Source organism: Achromobacter sp. UBA2119 (assembly GCF_002331005.1).
Lineage (GTDB): Bacteria > Pseudomonadota > Gammaproteobacteria > Burkholderiales > Burkholderiaceae_B > Achromobacter > Achromobacter animicus.
This window is the reverse complement of record NZ_DCYD01000009.1, coordinates 712,390-728,079: the sequence shown is the minus strand read 5'-3', so window position 1 is coordinate 728,079 and position 15,690 is coordinate 712,390. Positions and strand designations below refer to the sequence as shown.

Below are 15,690 nucleotides of genomic sequence, written 5' to 3'. Positions count from 1 at the left end.
GCGTAACGCAGCGCTGCCCTAAGCTCTCCACCAGCGCGCAACGCACACTTCTGCCCGGAACTCTCCACCATCGCGCGCATCGCACACTTCTGCCTAGGACTCTCCACCAGCGGGCAACGCACACTTCTGCCCAGGGCTCCCCACCAGCGCGCAGCGCACCCCCGCTGACGCAACGCATCGCGTAAGCGTTGCAAGGCCGCCCGCGCGGCCGATGCAACGCGGGCCCCGCAAGATCCTCCACAGGCGAAAGCTCGTCGCCAAAACGCCAAGAAATCCGCCCGTCCCAGCGTCCGAGGCCGTTCGACACGGCGAGCCTGGTGTGGCCGCGGCACTCGGCGCGCGGGGCGTCGATAAGCCCAACGGAATCCGAAGGAACCGCCGAAGGCGGTGACGAGGATGAGGCAGGGGAAGTCCGGAGCGAAGGCTCCGGACCGCAATCGTGGCCCCGCGCGCCGAGTGCCGTGGCCGCGCCAGGCGCTAAAGAACCCCAATGGCAGCCCAGCAAGTCCCGACGAAAAAAAGAGACCGCGACAATCGCCACGGCCTCTTCGCTACTACCACTGCAACTTCAACTGCGAACTTCAACTGCAAACTTCAACTGCAAACTTCAACTGCAAACTTCAACTGCGAACTGCAACTTCAACTGCAAACTGCAACTGCGAACTGCAACTGCGAACTGCAACTGCGAACTGCACTTCAACTGCTGACTTCAACTTCAACTGCTGACTTCAACGACTACTGCTACTGCTACTTCAACCGCCGCTGTACACCGAAAATACCGGCCTCAGGCCATGATGCCACCCGAGGCCGGCCGGGCTACAGCAAGCAGCTCACCGGCTGATCGGCGGGTACTCGAGCTCGCCGAACGTGTATTGACCGCTGGCCTTCGCTTGCGCCAGTTCCTGCTGGACGTCGGCCCGCGACTTCGCGCTGCCCGACGTTGCGACGACCGGCGGATACTGCAATTCGCCGAACGTGTATTGACCGCTGACCTTGGCTTGCTGAAGCTCGGCTTGCACTTCCTGCGAGCTCAGGCTGGTCTTCTGGGGCAGGGCGGGCGGATAGTCCAGCTCGCCGAACGTGTACTGGCCGCTTGCCTTCGCTGCTTGCAGTTCCGTCGCCACTTGGGCGCTGCTCTTTGCTTGCTCGACGCCGGCGGCTTGTGCGCCGAAACCGGCCAGGGCCAGGGATAGGAAAAGGGTGGTTGCTAGGGTTTTCATGGTGAGACCTCCAATTCGTCGTAAAGAGGGACCGAATCCGGCGGCGCTCCGTCGTGGTTCGTTTGCTGTTCCCGATGGACTGAATTGTGCGCGCCTTCCCACCTGGGATAAACCCTTAATCCCTGAAAACATCTTTCCAAATAACCGAGTAATAGGCCAGACCGAAAGAATTGGCCCCATAGATGGAATGGTCAAGCCCAATCCCAAAATCATCAAACCGCAACAGCCCACACACTATGCAAAAAAAAGCCCCTGCCGAGGCAGGGGCTTTTCCAAACATAGGGTGCATCAGGGCTTCTTGAAATCCCCCGCCAGCGCCGTGCTGAACCCGTCCGGACGCACATACTTGCGCAGCGCCGCGTTCACCGTCTCCGGCGTCAAGGCGGAAATCTTCTTGTCCATTTCTGCAGACCACGCAAACGTACGCCCGCGCTCCAGGTAATCCAGCCACGTGCTTGCCAACACGTCGTCCTGCGCCCGAGCCAGATTCCGGTAGTTCAGCAGCGCCGTAATACCCTCCGTGATTTCCTTCTCCGAGAAACCGTCCTTCAGCACTCGCGCCAGTTCCTCGTTGATCGCCTTCTCCAGCCGCTCGCGATTCTGCGGCGCGTAGATCGCGTAAATGCTCCAGCTTGCGGTCGGTTCAAACGCCGACACCGACAGCGAGCTGCGCACGTTATACGACAGGCCTTCCGTCTCGCGCACCCGGTTCCACAAGCGCGACGTTTCCGATGCGCCGAACAGGTAATTGGCCAGGTACAGCGCCGGATAGTCCGCGTCCGTGTCCTGCACCTTCAGCGGCATGCGCGACAGGTAGAACGCGTTGGCCTTGTCCGGCGTATCGATATCGAACTGCTTGGCCGGCACGTCGCGGTACGGGTTCGGCACGCGGGTGTAGGCTGGCGCCTTCTTCCATCCGGCCAGTCCCGTGCGCAGCGACTTTTCCACCGCTGCCGGCTCGAAATCGCCCACCGCCGAGAACTCGATATCGCCAGCGCCGTAGAACTTGGCGTGGAACGTTGCCAGCGCCTCGCGGTTCAGGCCGCGCACGCTAGCCAGCGACTCTTCGAACGTCGGCACATAACGCAGATCGTCCGCAGGCCACGGATTGTCGTGGCGCGCCAGCGCGCGGCCGGCCAGCGCCGACGGTTCCGTCATCGCATTCTGGATCGAGGTTTCAAGTTGGCGTTGATATTCCTCGACCTGCTCCTTCGGGAAGCTGGCGTTGCGGATGATTTCCAGCGCCAGCGCCGTCAATTCAGGCAGATTCTCGCCCTTGGTCGACATCGCCACCTTCAGCGTCGTGCCGCCGCCGGTAAAGCCAAGTTCAGCCTGCAGTTTGTCCAGACGGTCCTGGATATCCTGGCGCGACAGCTTGTCCGTGCCGCGCAGCAGCAGGTCCGCCGCCGCGCTGGAATTGACGCGCTGGCCCAGCAGGTCCTTCTCGTTGCCGAACTGGATCAGCATCTGCGCCTGCACACGGCTGCCGCGCGTCGCCTTGGGCAGCAGCGCCAGTTTCACCGGACCATTCGGCAGATCAAGCGTCGTGCGTTGCGTCAGCTTGTCGATGTTGGCCGGCGAGGGATCGAACGCCGACGCAGCCTTGAAGTCCGGATCGCCCTTGTAGTCCTTGAACACCGCCGTGAGGTCCACGCGTTCCGTCTGCGGCGCACGCACCGGCTTCTCGGTCGGAATGTAGCGGCCCTCGATGCGGTTGCTCTGCACCAGATAGGTCGTCGCGGCCTTTTGCACCTCGGCCAGCGTTGCCTTGCGCGCGCGGTCGCGTTGCAGGAAGAACAGGCGCCAGTCGCCCGCGGCGATCGCTTCGGACAGCGCCACGCCCACCTGTTCCGGATCGCTATACGTCTGTTCCCACGACGTCAGCCACTTGCTGCGCGCGCGGTCCAGTTCCTGCTCCGTGAAGGGCTTCTTGTCGAGCGTCTCCAGCGTGCCCGTCATCGCCTTCATGGCGGCGTCCAGATCCTTGCCCGGCGTCAGTTGCGCGGCGAACATCGCCAGTCCCGGGTCCAGGTTTTCCATCGTGAAACCGAACACGCCCGAGGCCAGCTTGGTCGGCACCAGGGCATGGTACAGGCGGCCCGACGGGGTGTCCGCCAGGATCGTGGTCGCCAGGTCGAACGGCACGAAGTCCGCGCTGCCGCCGGCCGGGATGTGATACATCGCCGCGACCAGCGGCGTGCCGCCGGTGCGGCGCAGCGTCACAGAGCGCTCGCCGTCCTGCGTCGGTTCCACCGTGTATTCCGGCGGCAGCTTGCGGTCGGGCTTGGGCAGCTTGCCCAGCGTGGCCTCGATATCCGCCAGCGTCGTCTGCGGGTCGAACTTGCCCGCCACGATCAGCACGGCGTTGTCCGGCTGGTAATACTCGTGATAGAAGGCGCGCAGCTGGCCGATATCCACGTTCTCGACGTCGGAGCGCGCGCCGATCGTGGTTTTGCCGTAGCTGTGCCACTGGTAGGCGGCAGCCTGCATCTTCTGCATCAGGATGCGGAACGGGTTGTTCTCGCCGCTTTCCATCTCGTTGCGGACCACGGTCATTTCCGAGTCCAGGTCTTCCTTGGCGATCAGCGAATTGACCATCGCATCGGCCTGCCAGCCGAGGTACCACTTCAGCGTCTCGGGGTTGGCCGCGAAGCTGGCGAAGTAATTGGTGCGGTCGCTGGACGTCGAGCCATTGGCCTGCAATCCGCGGCGGGAGAACTCGCCCATCGCGTTGCGGGTGGTCGACGTGCCCTTGAACAGCATGTGCTCCAACAGGTGCGCCATGCCGGTCTGGCCGTAGTTTTCGTTGCGCGAGCCCACCAGGTACGTCATGTTGACCGTGGTGGACGGCTTGGATTCGTCGGGTACCAGGAGCACCCGCAGGCCATTGGCCAGTCGGTATTCGGTGATGCCTTCGATCGAGGCGGCCTCCGTGACGCCGGCCGGCAGGCTGGCGGCTCCGGCCTGAAAGGCCAGGAAGGAGGAAAACAGCAGCACGCCTAGCGGGCGCGGCAGCTTCGACAGGGACAAGCGCATGGCGGACTATTCCTTTGGCATGGCAGAATCCGTTGGAGTGTATACGTTGGCAATGGTTCAGGCGGGCAGAAAGGGCGCCTTCGCCGCCATCGCAGGACTGCCATCGCCGGCCGCCATGCTGAGGAAGCTGATATGTCCCTGAACATCGAAGTCGAAACGCCCCGCCTCGTGCTGCGGCAATGGCGCGCGGCGGACCGCAAGCCTTTCGCCGCCCTGAATGCTGACCCGCAGGTGACGCAGTTCCTGTTGCCGATGACGCCCCAGGAAAGCGATGCCCTGGCCGACAGGCTGGCCGCCGGCATTGACGAGCACGGCTGGGGCTTCTGGGCCGTGGAGGCGCCGGGCGTCGCGCCCTTCATCGGCTTCGTCGGCATCAAGCCGCTGGCGCCCACGCTGCCTTTTGCGCCTGGCGTGGAGATCGGCTGGCGTCTCGCGCAACCGTTCTGGGGACGGGGCTACGCCAGCGAAGCGGCTGATGCCGCATTGCGGGTCGGCTTTGAACAGGTGGGCGCGGAAGAAATCGTTGCCTTCACGGCTACGGACAACGTGCGCTCACGCGCCGTGATGGACCGTCTGGGCATGGCCGCCGAACCCGAATGCTTTGACCATCCGGCCGTGCCGGCGGGACACCCGCTGCGTGCGCATGTGCTTTACCGGCTTGGACGTGAAGCATGGCGGCGGCGTCGGGAGGCGGGCGGCGCCAACGACGGCGCCATCTTTGCGGCGGCTTGATGCTCCGCCAAGCCGCGCCAGTGTTGATGTTGCGATGCAGCAGTTCAGCGCTCCCAGGCGATTTGAACCACTTCCCGTCGCGGGTGTAAGCTTTCAAGGACGCATTCACTGTTGCTGACGGGATGCGCGACGGCCGTCTTACCGGCTTCCCGTCCAACGCCAGACGCTGCCTCAGCGCGGCGCCGGTGCTTGTCGTTCGCGCCTTCGCCGCTGGCATCCTGCCGGCGCATTCTACGGAGGAACGACCCATGCTGACCGAAATCGTCACGCGTGCCTTGTCCCAGCTGACTGGCAGCGCCCTTAACGGCGATGGCATCAAAGGACAGTTTCAGTACGCTTATGCCAGTGATGACGGCCAATACGTGGCCATACTGACCCATGACATGACCACCTATGTGGTGGATCTGAGTACGCAGCGGTATTTCGCGGAGTGCGGTGGATCGCCTCGCGGATTTGCCGGCCATGTGCTTGAAATGGAGGGCGCCACCGCGCGCTCCCATCCGTGGCCCGCCGCGCAAGATTTGTTCGACCTGGACATGGACGCCGACGAATTGTCGTGGCGGCAATGCCCCGGTTTGCGCCACATGAGTACAAGCGCGCATCGATCTGTGGAGAGCCGCGCCGCCTGAGAGTGGCCAGAAGCGGCAACGTTTCACTGAACCGGCGTCATCGCCGGTTTTTTTTCGTCCGTTTGATACCGGCAGGCGGCGCCATCGCTAAAATTCCCGCCATGAAAACGCCCGCCGAATTCCGCGCCCCGCAGGGCGCCACGCTGGTTGACTGCACGCACGAGCGCCATGCCGACCAGATCCTGGCCATCTTCAACGACGCCATCGCGACTTCCACCGCGCTGTACGACTACAAGCCGCGGCCGCGCGAAGCGATGGACGGATGGTTCAAGACCAAGCAGCAAGGCGGCTTCCCCGTCGTGGGGCTTGAGAATGCGGACGGCGAGTTGATGGCGTTTGCCAGCTACGGCACGTTCCGCGCGTTTCCCGCCTTCAAGTATTCGGTTGAGCATTCCGTGTACGTGGACGGGCGCTTTCGCGGCCGCGGTCTGGGCGAAGCCATGATGGCCATCCTGATCGAGCGAGCGCGCGCCAATGGCGTGCACGTGCTGGTCGGTGGCATCGACGCCTCGAACCAGGGCAGCATCCGCTTGCATGAAAAGCTGGGGTTTGTACATGCCGGCACGATCCGCCAGGCCGGCTTCAAGTTTGGACGCTGGCTCGATCTGGCGTTCTATCAGTTGACGCTGGACACGCCCGACAACCCCGTCGACGGCTGACAGCGCCAACCGCGGCGGCAGCATCGCCGCCGCGACGGCGCAACTCCTACTTCGACAGCACCCGCATCGCCTGCTCCAGGCCTGCAACGGTCACGGGATACATGCGGTCCTGCATGATGTCGCGCATCAGCGCAATGGATTGGCGGTACTGCCAGGACGCCGTGGGCTCGGGATTCAGCCAGACCGACTTGGGCCACGCGTCCAGCAGCCGGCGCATCCATTCGGCGCCCGGTTCCTTGTTGTAGTGCTCGACCGAACCCCCCGGCTGCAGAATTTCGTACGGGCTCATCGTGGCGTCGCCCACGATGATCAGGCGCCAGTCCGGGTTGTACTTGCGCAGCACGTCCCAGGTGTCGAAGCGCTCGTTCTGGCGGCGGCGGTTGCTTTGCCACAGGCTTTCGTACGGGCAGTTGTGGAAGTAATAGACCTCAAGGTTGCGGAACTCGCTGCGTGCCGCCGAGAACAGTTCCTCGACCCGGCCGATGTGGTCATCCATGCTGCCGCCCACGTCCAGCAGCATCAGCACCTTCACCGTGTTGTGGCGCTCCGGGATCATGCGCAGGTCCAGATGGCCCGCGTTGCGCGCCGTGCTGGCGATGGTGTCGTCCAGGTCCAGTTCCAGTTCGGCCCCTTGGCGCGCGAAGCGGCGCAGGCGGCGCAGCGCCACCTTGAAATTGCGCGTGCCCAGTTCGACCTGGTCGTCGTAGTCCTTGAACTGGCGCATGTCCCAGACCTTGACCGCCGTGCGGTTGCCGGCCGATGCGCCGCCCACGCGGATGCCTTCGGGGTGATAGCCGCCGTTGCCGAACGGCGAGGTGCCGCCCGTTCCGATCCACTTGCTGCCGCCGGCGTGGCGTTCCTTCTGCTCGTCCAGGCGCTCCTTGAAGAGCTCCATCAGCTTGTCCCAGCCGTGCTTTTCGATGGCGGCCTTTTCTTCGGGCGACAGGCTTTTCTCGAACTGCTTGATCAGCCAGTCGAGCGGGATGTCCTTGCCCGCGGGCAGCGCGGCTTCGATGCCGCGGTAATACGCGCCGAAGGCCTTGTCGTAGCGGTCGTAGAGGGACTCGTCCTTGACCAGCGTGGCGCGCGCCAGGAAGTAGAACTCGTCCAGCGTGGGCGACATCAGGTCCTGGCGCAGCGCGTCCAGCAGCGTCAGGTATTCGTTGACCGAGACGGGCAGCTTGTGCGCCCGGAGGTGATAGAAGAAGTCGATCAGCATGTGCGGGCCGCCCGTGGATGCCGGATCAGCGGCGTTGGCCGCCGCGCGTCATGGCCGCCAGGCGTTCGAGCAGATGCACGTCCTGCTCGTTCTTGAGCAGCGCGCCGGCCATCAGCGGCACGGCGGTGGCCGTGTGGGCGTCGATCTGCGCGGCCGTGACGTCTTCGGCCAGCAAGAGGCGCAGCCAATCCAGGAGTTCGGACGTGGACGGCTTTTTCTTCAGTCCGGGCGCATCGCGCAGCGAGAAGAACGTGTCCAGCGCGGCGCGCAGCACGTCCTGCTTCAAGTCGGGATAGTGGACGGCCACGATGTCGCGCATCGTCTCGCGGTCCGGGAAGCGGATGTAGTGAAAGAAGCAGCGGCGAAGGAATGCGTCAGGCAGGTCCTTTTCGTTGTTGGACGTGATGATGACGAGCGGACGGTGGCGCGCGGCGATGGTCTCGCGCGTTTCGTACACATGGAATTCCATGCGGTCCAGCTCGCGCAGAAGATCATTGGGGAACTCGATGTCGGCCTTGTCGATCTCGTCGATCAGCAGCACCACCGGTTCGTGCGACTGGAACGCCTGCCACAGCGTGCCCTGCACGATGTAGTTGCGGATGTCGCGGACTTTTTCGTCACCCAGCTGCGAATCGCGCAGGCGCGACACGGCGTCGTATTCGTACAGACCCTGATGCGCCTTGGTGGTGGACTTGATGTGCCATTGCAGCAGCGGCCGGCCCAGCGCGCGGGCCACTTCCTCGGCCAGCATTGTCTTGCCGGTGCCGGGTTCGCCCTTGATGAGCAGCGGGCGCTGCAAGGTGAGGGCGGCGTTCACGGCGAGCTTGAGGTCATCGGTGGCGACGTAGCTGTCGGTGCCATCGAAGCGGACTGGCTTGGCGGAGGAGGCGGTCTGGGCTGCGGACATGGTCTGATGGCTTCTGTGGTTTGATTGGGATCAACACTAACGCAAGGTATTAATCCTGAGCAATTATCGTACAATCAGGCGGTTTTGCTTTGGGTTCCACCCGCAACGTGTTTGCAGAGGGCCTTTTCGTGTGAGCAGGCCCTAGTCCTTAGCCATACCAAGAAGAGTCATTCCAATGAAGTTGCGAACCTCTCTGAAGTACACGGTTTCCGTGTTGGCCACGATGGCATCCTGTGCGATCGCCGGCCAGGCTGTTGCTGCAGACGCAGCGCCGGTCGGTAATGTCCAGAATGCCCGCGACAAGGTTTCGATGTGCATCGGTTGCCATGGCATCCCTGGCTACAAGGCATCGTTTCCCGAGCTTTACCACGTTCCGATGATTGCTGGCCAAAATGCCAAGTACATCGAAACCGCCCTCAACGAGTACAAGAAAGGCGCGCGCAGCCATCCCACGATGGACGCCGTTGCCGGCAGCCTGTCCGATCAGGACATTGCCGACTTGGCCGCGTACTACTCGAATCTCAAATAAGGGGGCAAAATCATGAACCGCACCATGCTTGCCCTTGCGGGCGCGTCCCTGGCCATCTGGGGCTCTGCCGCCCAGGCGCAGGATCTGGCGGCCGGCAAGGCCGTCTTCGAGAAATTCAACTGCGCCTCTTGCCACGGCGCCGACGCCAAGACGGCGGTGGATCCGGCCTATCCGACGCTGGCCGGGCAGCACGCCGATTACCTGGCGCATGCGCTGAAGGCCTACAAGCGGGGCGCCTCCGGCAGCGCCGCCACGGCCAACGTGCGCAAGAACCCCATCATGGGCGCCTTCGCCACGCAGCTGTCCGACCAGGACATCTCCAACGTGTCGGCGTGGCTGGCCACGCTGCCCAGCGATCTGGGTGTGCGCCGCTAGGACGCAACGCTTTTCGGCCGATGTGAATGAAGAACCCTCGCTAGCGAGGGTTTTTTTCGTTGGGTCAGAGGCTGGCGCGGCGGCGGATCAGGTCGATGTAAGTGTCGCTGTCCAGCGGCGTGCCGAGGCGCTGCGCTTCCCAGACCACCTGGCCCAGGCATTCCATGATTTCGTGCGCGGCGTGATGCGCGTCCGAACGTGCGGTGAGCTGCTGGTAGGCCTGGCGAATGCCCGGCGGATGGTCGATTGACAATTGTTCCGCGATGGCCAGGTGCATGGACAGGTGCAGGAACGGATTCGTGCGGCCTTTTTCCACCGCGTATTCCGCCGTCATGGCGTCCGGGCTTTCGAGGTCCGCGTGGTATTCGGGATGCTCGATGATCCAATCCAGCGCAATAGCCTCCAGCGGGGTCAGGACCTCGTTGGCGCGATGTTTGCGCCAGGTTTCAATAAAGAATTCGCGGACTTGGTCGCGGGAGGGATTGAACATTCGGGAGGGGGCCAAAAGCAGGATGTGGGCGCTTTATTTTACCGCCCCGCGCGGCCCGCCGGTTTCGCCCGGCGCTTTGCGATATAGAATGGGTTGCTATCCGCCATCCGGTGTGCGGTTCGCAGGAGGCGGTATAACCCGCGGAATCGGACGCTGTCCGATCCTGGCGCGTGCAGAAAAACCACCCGGAGCAAATGGAGCATTCATGTCCTACCAACATATCAAGGTTCCCGCCGGCGGCCAGAAAATTGCGGTCAACGCCGATTTCTCGCTGAATGTGCCTGACCAGCCCATCATTCCCTTCATCGAAGGCGACGGCACGGGCGCCGACATCACCCCCGTCATGATCAAGGTCGTCGACGCGGCGGTGCAGAAGGCCTACGGCGGCAAGCGCAAGATCCATTGGATGGAAGTCTATGCCGGCGAAAAGGCCACCAAGGTCTACGGTCCTGACGTGTGGCTGCCCGACGAAACCCTGGAAGTCGTCAAAGACTACGTGGTTTCCATCAAGGGCCCGCTGACCACCCCGGTCGGCGGCGGCATCCGGTCGCTGAACGTGGCGCTGCGCCAGCAGCTTGACCTGTACGTCTGCCTGCGCCCCGTGGCGTACTTCAAGGGCGTGCCGTCCCCGGTGCGCGAACCCGAAAAGACCAACATGGTGATCTTCCGCGAGAACTCGGAAGACATCTACGCCGGCATTGAATACATGGCCGAAAGCGAGCAGGCCAAGGAGCTGATCCAGTTCCTGCAGACCAAGCTCGGCGTCAAGAAGATCCGTTTCCCGAACACCTCGTCCATCGGCATCAAGCCGGTGTCGCGCGAAGGCACCGAGCGCCTGGTGCGCAAGGCCGCGCAGTACGTCATCGACAACGACCGCACGTCGCTGACGCTGGTGCACAAGGGCAACATCATGAAGTTCACCGAAGGCGGCTTCCGCGATTGGGGCTATGAGCTCCTGCAGAAGGAATTCGGCGCGCAGCTGATCGACGGCGGCCCGTGGTGCAAGTTCAAGAATCCCAAGACCGGCCGCGAGATCATCGTCAAGGATGTGATCGCCGATGCGTTCCTGCAGCAGATCCTGCTGCGGCCGGCCGAATACGACGTCATCGCCACGCTGAATCTGAACGGCGACTACATCTCCGACGCGCTGGCCGCGCAGGTGGGCGGCATCGGCATCGCGCCGGGCGCCAACATGTCCGACTCCGTGGCCATGTTTGAAGCCACCCACGGCACGGCGCCCAAGTACGCGGGCAAGGACTACGTGAATCCCGGTTCCGAGATCCTGTCGGCGGAAATGATGCTGCGTCACATGGGCTGGACCGAAGCCGCGGATCTCATCATCTCCAGCATGGAAAAGTCGATCCAGTCCAAGAAGGTCACGTACGACTTTGCCCGTCTGCTGGAAGGGGCGACGCAGGTGTCGTGCTCGGGCTTTGGCCAGGTGATGATCGAGAACATGTAAGCCTCGGCCGGGGCTCCTCGCCAGGCTGCCGCTGTGCGCTTGGGGCCCCATCTCGAGTTTGAGCAAAACCCGCCCGCCGTCATGGCGGGCGGGTTTTGTCTAACCACCCGCATCATGCGTATTGCGTGTGCATTGTTCTTTTCAGGTTGATTGTTGTGCCCCGAATGTATGTAAATCTGGTCGCCTGGCTGGTGTTGCTCATGCCCGCCCTGGCGCTGACCAGTCCCGTTGGCGGTCCCGCCGTGCTGTACCTGAGTGCATTGATCGCGCTGACGGCCATTGCCGTCAATGCGGTGAAGCGCTACGAGCCCATGGATTTCCAGGCGCTTTGGCCCATGGCGTTGGCGTTGCTGTCCCCGCTCGTCTGTATGCTGATCACGTCTTCCGTGAAAAGCGTGTGGAGCAATTCCGAACTCGAAAAGCTGCTGCGCTTTGCATTGGCCCTGCCCGTGTTGTGGCTGCTGCTGCGCGCGCCGCAGCGGCTGCTGCGCCATATCGAATGGACCGTATTGGCCGGCGCGCTTGCCGGCTCCATCCTGCTGATCACGATGATGCTTACGGGCGGCCGCGGCGCGGTGGTCGAGGTTGGCGGACGCTATAACGCCGTGGCCTTTGCGAACATGGTGCTGCTGTTCGGGGGAATGACCGTGCTGTCGCTCGGCTGGGGCCCCGGATCGCGCTGGCCGCGACTGGAGACCGGCCTGAAGGTCCTGGCCGCGGCGCTGGCCGTGTGCGCGACCTGGATGTCCGAAACCCGCAGCAGCTGGATGCTGCTGCCCATTCTGGGACTCGTCTTCCTGCTGGGCCTGCGCAACTGGCGGCGGCGCCACAAGGTGTACTGTGCACTGGCCGTGAGCGTGGCGCTGGTCGTCAGCGCGGCGGCCATCTGGACGTTCAGCAGCCGCATGCAGGAGATCACCCACGACGTGCAAGGGTTCGCCACCTCGGCCAACCGTGACACGTCCTTCGGCATCCGGTTGCAGCTGTGGCATGCCGCAATCCTGATGTTTGAAAAAAGCCCGGTCGTGGGCATTGGTCCCAGCAAGTTCCGCGACGAGCTGCGCGTGCTGCAAGGGCAGGGCATCGTGACGCAGGAAGTCGTCGACGGTTTCGGCGAGCCGCACAACGACCTGCTGGCGGCGCTGGCGGGGTACGGCGTGCTTGGCCTGCTGAGCATGCTGACGCTGTATCTGCTGCCGGCAGCCATTTTCTTCCGGCGTTTGGCCAGTGATGACCGCGTGATCCGCGTGGGCGCCCAGATGGGCCTCCTGTTCTGCCTGAGCTATTGCGCCTTCAGCCTGACCGAGATGATGTTCCGCAACATGCGCAGCGTGCCCACTTACGCGCTGATCACGGTGACGCTGATTGCGCTGACGACGGCGCGTCCGGTGCGCAGGGTCCCCCCGGCGTCCCAGTCCGTCGCTTGAATTCGCGCGGGCCAGTCCCGCAACCGGCTTCCATAAGAAACGCAAGGCGCGACGCGCCTTGCGTTTTTTTTATCGGACTTGAGCTAGATCAAAGTGACTAGTCAAATCGAATTCAAACGAAGTTTGAAAGGGTATGCTCGACGGCCAAATTACATAAAACGTCACATCCAGCTAGATATTGTTTCTAATTGGTGGCGTGTCAAAGAGAGTCGATGAGTACTTCCAGCTTGCGTAGGGAACTGTTGTGGTTCGTGTTTGCCATTGGCGCCGCCGTCCTGGCGCTGGGCGTGTGGGACGCCTGGCAGCGCCGTGCCGAGATGGTGGACGACCGCAAGACGGAGCTTCGCCATGTCCTGGATATGGCCGCGGGCATCGTCCGCGGCGGCAAGCAGCGCGTGCAGGAAGGTGTGCCGCTGGCCGAGGCCAAGCGCGACGTGGCCCGCCAACTGTCGCAATTGCGGTACGGCGGGGACGGTTATGTGGGCGCGTTTGGCGACGACTACGATCTGCTGGTGCATCCCGACGCGAAGCTGGTGGGCACCAACGTGCGCGCCACGCGCGACAGCCAGGGGCAGCCGCTGTTTGAAAACCTTTACGCGCAGGGAAAGGCGGGCGGTGGCTATGTGCGCTACCTGTTTCCGCGCCCCGGTTCCGAGGACCCGTTGCCCAAGCTGACCTACGCGGCCTATGACGCGGAATGGGGCTGGCTGATGTTCACGGGCCTGTACGTGGACGACGTCGATGCAGCGTTCTACGGCACGCTGTGGCGGCAGGGCAGCGTGACGCTGGTGCTGCTTGCGCTGGTGCTGACGGCGGCGCTGCGCTTTTTCAGCACACACATCCTGCGGCCGTTGAACGAGGCAGTGGCCGTGTGCGAGCGCGTGGCCGATGGCGACCTGTCCAGCGGCATCTCGCGTCATCACCGGGGCGAGATCGGCCGCCTGTTCGACGCAATGGCGCGAATGCAACAGCGGCTGGACGCGGCGGTGCGCAGCATCGTGCATTCCACGGCGTCCATTGCGGCCGCATCGCGCCAGATTGCCGCGGGCAGTGTCGACCTGTCCGACCGCACCGAAAAGCAGGCCGCCGCCTTGGAACAGACTGCGGCCAGCGTTGAGGAAATCACCGCCACTGCACGCCAAAGCGCCGAGCACGTGCGTGAAGTCAGCGCGCTGGCCGGCGAGGCCGCGCGGCTGGCGCGGCAGGGCAGCGACGAGACGCAGCATGCGATCGACGCGATGCGCGAGATCTCGCAAAGTTCGCAGCGCATCGACGAGATCATCGGCCTGATCGACGTGATCGCGTTCCAGACCAACATCCTGGCACTGAACGCCGCCGTCGAAGCCGCCCGGGCAGGCGAACAGGGGCGCGGTTTTGCGGTGGTGGCCGGCGAAGTGCGGGCGCTGGCGCAGCGGTCCGCCACCGCCGCCAAGGAGATCAAGTCGCTGATCGAAGCGTCGGCCGACTCGGTGGCGCGCGGCAGCCAGCGGGTGGAACAGGCGAGCGCCACGATGGGACGCGTGCTGGAATCGGCAGCCACCAGCGCGCCGCTGATGAGCGAGATCGCCACGGCGTCGGGCGAACAGAGCGCGGGCATCGAGCAGATCAACCAGACCGTGACGCATCTGGACGAAGCGACCCAGCAGAACGCTGCGCTGGTTGAGGAGTTTGCGGCGTCTGCCGCGGCGCTGCACGGTCAGGCGGGCGATCTGGCCCGCGCCGTGTCGATCTTCAGGCTGTCTGCAGCCGCTCAGCCGATGCCGGGATAAGGCTCATGGCCCGCCTCAGCTTCGCGCCCAGGTCGCGGCTGGCGGGCATCATCGGCATGCGCAACTCGTCGGCGATGAGGCCCTGCATGGCCAGCGCGCGCTTGACCGGCGCGGGATTGGGCTCGCTGAACAGCAACCGGATCAGGGGGCGCAACGGGTCGAAGCAGTCGCGCGCGGCCTCAACCTGGCCGGCTTGCACAAGCTGCATCATCTCGACGAAGCGTTCCGGAAAGAGGTGCGCGGCCGCCGGAATGGCGCCGCGCCCGCCCGCCAGGAAGTGATCCAGCAAGGCCAGGTCCTCGCCACAGAGCGCATTGAGCCTGCCACGCACATTCAAGGCGCCGAGCACGGCGGGATTGCATTCCTTCACCGCCCCGAAATTGGGCAGCACGGCCAGCGCTTCCATGGTTTCGACCGTCATGGCGACGCCCGCGCGTTTGGGGATGTTGTACAGGATGATGGGGCGTTCGGTGGCCCATGCGATCTGCCGGTAATGCCACAGGATGCCGGCCTGCGACGGCCCCAGATAGTACGGCGGGGGAACCAGGTAGCCGGCGGGCGCGTAGCGGTCCAGCCGGCGCACCGCGGCGGCCACGCCCCCTGTGTCGACGCCGCCCACGCCCAGCACCAGCGGCAGCGCATGCGCGTCGCTGGCGATGGCTTCGATCATGTCGGTCTTCTCGGGCATGCTGAGCAGGTTGCCCTCGCCGGTGGAGCCAAAGAGGACCAGGCCGGCGATGCCGGCGTTGCGGTAGTAGCGGGCCAACGCCTGCGCGGCGTCCAGGTCCACATGACCCCGCGCAGGGGCGTCACCATCGGCAGCCACAGGCCTTCGAATGCGGGTTTGGCAAGGGTGTCCATGGCTCATCGCTCCGTAATGGCGGCGGCCGGGCGCGCCGGTCCGAATTCAGCGCAGGGCAGGCCGCGCATGATCGCGGCCATCATGGCGTCCAGTTCGCCGCGTTCGCATTGCAGTTCGAGCGTGCTTTGGGCGTGCGCATGGTCGACCGACAGCAGGTAGACCCCGATGCGATCGCCCAGTGCGCGGTGCAAGGCCAGCCGCACGTTCAAGGCGTCCAGCGTATCGATGCGCACGGTCAGCGCGATCAGGCTGCATTGCGGCTGCGGCGCGGGCTGGGCAGCTAGGGCGGCGTCGAGGGGGGCCGGGCGACGGTGCGATCGGGGAATCATGGCGGTGAGGGGGCGGGGCCGAAGACGGCGACCCGCGAATCCGGT

Annotated in this window: 15 protein-coding genes and 1 pseudogene; 9 read left to right on the top strand and 7 right to left on the bottom strand. The window is 64.1% G+C overall.

The annotated features are described in order from the left end of the window. Positions 1-490 precede the first annotated feature (490 nt). Positions 491-841 (top strand): hypothetical protein, encoded by a 351-nt coding sequence (locus tag B3098_RS08530; protein WP_286894487.1) that lies wholly within the window; start codon positions 491-493, stop codon positions 839-841. On the opposite strand, the gene B3098_RS08525 is transcribed toward B3098_RS08530, so the two are convergent. Both B3098_RS08525 and B3098_RS08520 read right to left on the bottom strand, forming a co-directional pair. Continuing rightward, a complete protein-coding gene (locus B3098_RS08525; RefSeq protein WP_279974832.1) occupies positions 831-1,220 on the bottom strand; it encodes a DUF4148 domain-containing protein in 390 nt (129 codons plus the stop codon). The two genes, B3098_RS08530 and B3098_RS08525, sit on opposite strands and share 11 nt — an antisense overlap. Before the next feature lie 288 nt (positions 1,221-1,508). Beyond that, positions 1,509-4,256, bottom strand: a complete 2,748-nt coding sequence (locus tag B3098_RS08520) for a M16 family metallopeptidase (protein ID WP_286894486.1) — start codon at positions 4,254-4,256, stop codon at positions 1,509-1,511. A 132-nt stretch (positions 4,257-4,388) separates the two neighbouring features. Between B3098_RS08520 and B3098_RS08515 the strand changes: the two genes are divergently transcribed. The 3 genes from B3098_RS08515 to B3098_RS08505 all read left to right on the top strand — a co-directional run bounded on the left by B3098_RS08515 (position 4,389) and on the right by B3098_RS08505 (position 6,276). Beyond that, a complete protein-coding gene (locus B3098_RS08515; protein ID WP_218344901.1) occupies positions 4,389-4,988 on the top strand; it encodes a GNAT family N-acetyltransferase in 600 nt (199 codons plus the stop codon). Between the two features lie 248 nt (positions 4,989-5,236). Next, positions 5,237-5,617, top strand: coding sequence for a hypothetical protein (locus tag B3098_RS08510; RefSeq protein ID WP_286894484.1), 381 nt, complete (start codon positions 5,237-5,239; stop codon positions 5,615-5,617). Between the two features lie 101 nt (positions 5,618-5,718). Continuing rightward, positions 5,719-6,276, top strand: coding sequence for a GNAT family N-acetyltransferase (locus tag B3098_RS08505; protein WP_175123153.1), 558 nt, complete (start codon positions 5,719-5,721; stop codon positions 6,274-6,276). Between the two features lie 46 nt (positions 6,277-6,322). Here the strand turns inward: B3098_RS08505 and B3098_RS08500 are convergent, their stop codons facing one another. Both B3098_RS08500 and B3098_RS08495 read right to left on the bottom strand, forming a co-directional pair. Further along, complete coding sequence (locus B3098_RS08500) at positions 6,323-7,495, bottom strand: vWA domain-containing protein (protein ID WP_286894483.1); 1,173 nt, start codon at positions 7,493-7,495, stop codon at positions 6,323-6,325. A 25-nt stretch (positions 7,496-7,520) separates the two neighbouring features. Then, positions 7,521-8,402: an AAA family ATPase gene (locus tag B3098_RS08495; RefSeq protein WP_175123151.1), complete on the bottom strand. Its 882-nt coding sequence runs from the start codon at positions 8,400-8,402 to the stop codon at positions 7,521-7,523. Positions 8,403-8,577: 175 nt separating this feature from the next. On the opposite strand from B3098_RS08495, the gene B3098_RS08490 reads away from it, so the two are divergent. Together B3098_RS08490 and B3098_RS08485 are read left to right on the top strand one after the other, a co-directional pair. After that, complete coding sequence (locus tag B3098_RS08490) at positions 8,578-8,931, top strand: c-type cytochrome (protein ID WP_056568700.1); 354 nt, start codon at positions 8,578-8,580, stop codon at positions 8,929-8,931. A gap of 12 nt (positions 8,932-8,943) precedes the next feature. After that, on the top strand, positions 8,944-9,306 hold the full coding sequence (locus B3098_RS08485; RefSeq protein WP_279974830.1) for a c-type cytochrome: 363 nt from the start codon (positions 8,944-8,946) through the stop codon (positions 9,304-9,306). Positions 9,307-9,370: 64 nt separating this feature from the next. On the opposite strand, the gene B3098_RS08480 is transcribed toward B3098_RS08485, so the two are convergent. Further along, positions 9,371-9,796, bottom strand: a complete 426-nt coding sequence (locus B3098_RS08480; RefSeq protein ID WP_056321316.1) for a DUF1841 family protein — start codon at positions 9,794-9,796, stop codon at positions 9,371-9,373. Positions 9,797-10,001: 205 nt separating this feature from the next. Between B3098_RS08480 and icd the strand changes: the two genes are divergently transcribed. The 3 genes from icd to B3098_RS08465 all read left to right on the top strand — a co-directional run bounded on the left by icd (position 10,002) and on the right by B3098_RS08465 (position 14,454). Next, a complete protein-coding gene (icd, locus tag B3098_RS08475; protein WP_056568692.1) occupies positions 10,002-11,258 on the top strand; it encodes an NADP-dependent isocitrate dehydrogenase in 1,257 nt (418 codons plus the stop codon). 155 nt (positions 11,259-11,413) lie between these two features. Continuing rightward, positions 11,414-12,685 (top strand): O-antigen ligase family protein, encoded by a 1,272-nt coding sequence (locus B3098_RS08470; RefSeq protein ID WP_286894478.1) that lies wholly within the window; start codon positions 11,414-11,416, stop codon positions 12,683-12,685. Positions 12,686-12,897: 212 nt separating this feature from the next. Then, positions 12,898-14,454 carry a methyl-accepting chemotaxis protein gene (locus B3098_RS08465; RefSeq protein ID WP_286894477.1) on the top strand — a complete coding sequence of 519 codons (1,557 nt, stop codon included), beginning with the start codon at positions 12,898-12,900 and terminating at the stop codon, positions 14,452-14,454. Here the strand turns inward: B3098_RS08465 and B3098_RS08460 are convergent. Together B3098_RS08460 and B3098_RS08455 are read right to left on the bottom strand one after the other, a co-directional pair. After that, positions 14,417-15,315 (bottom strand): annotated as a pseudogene (locus tag B3098_RS08460) (dihydrodipicolinate synthase family protein). The gene B3098_RS08465 and the pseudogene B3098_RS08460 sit on opposite strands and share 38 nt — an antisense overlap. Before the next feature lie 3 nt (positions 15,316-15,318). Next, positions 15,319-15,645 carry a hypothetical protein gene (locus tag B3098_RS08455; protein WP_279974826.1) on the bottom strand — a complete coding sequence of 109 codons (327 nt, stop codon included), beginning with the start codon at positions 15,643-15,645 and terminating at the stop codon, positions 15,319-15,321. Positions 15,646-15,690 lie beyond the last annotated feature (45 nt).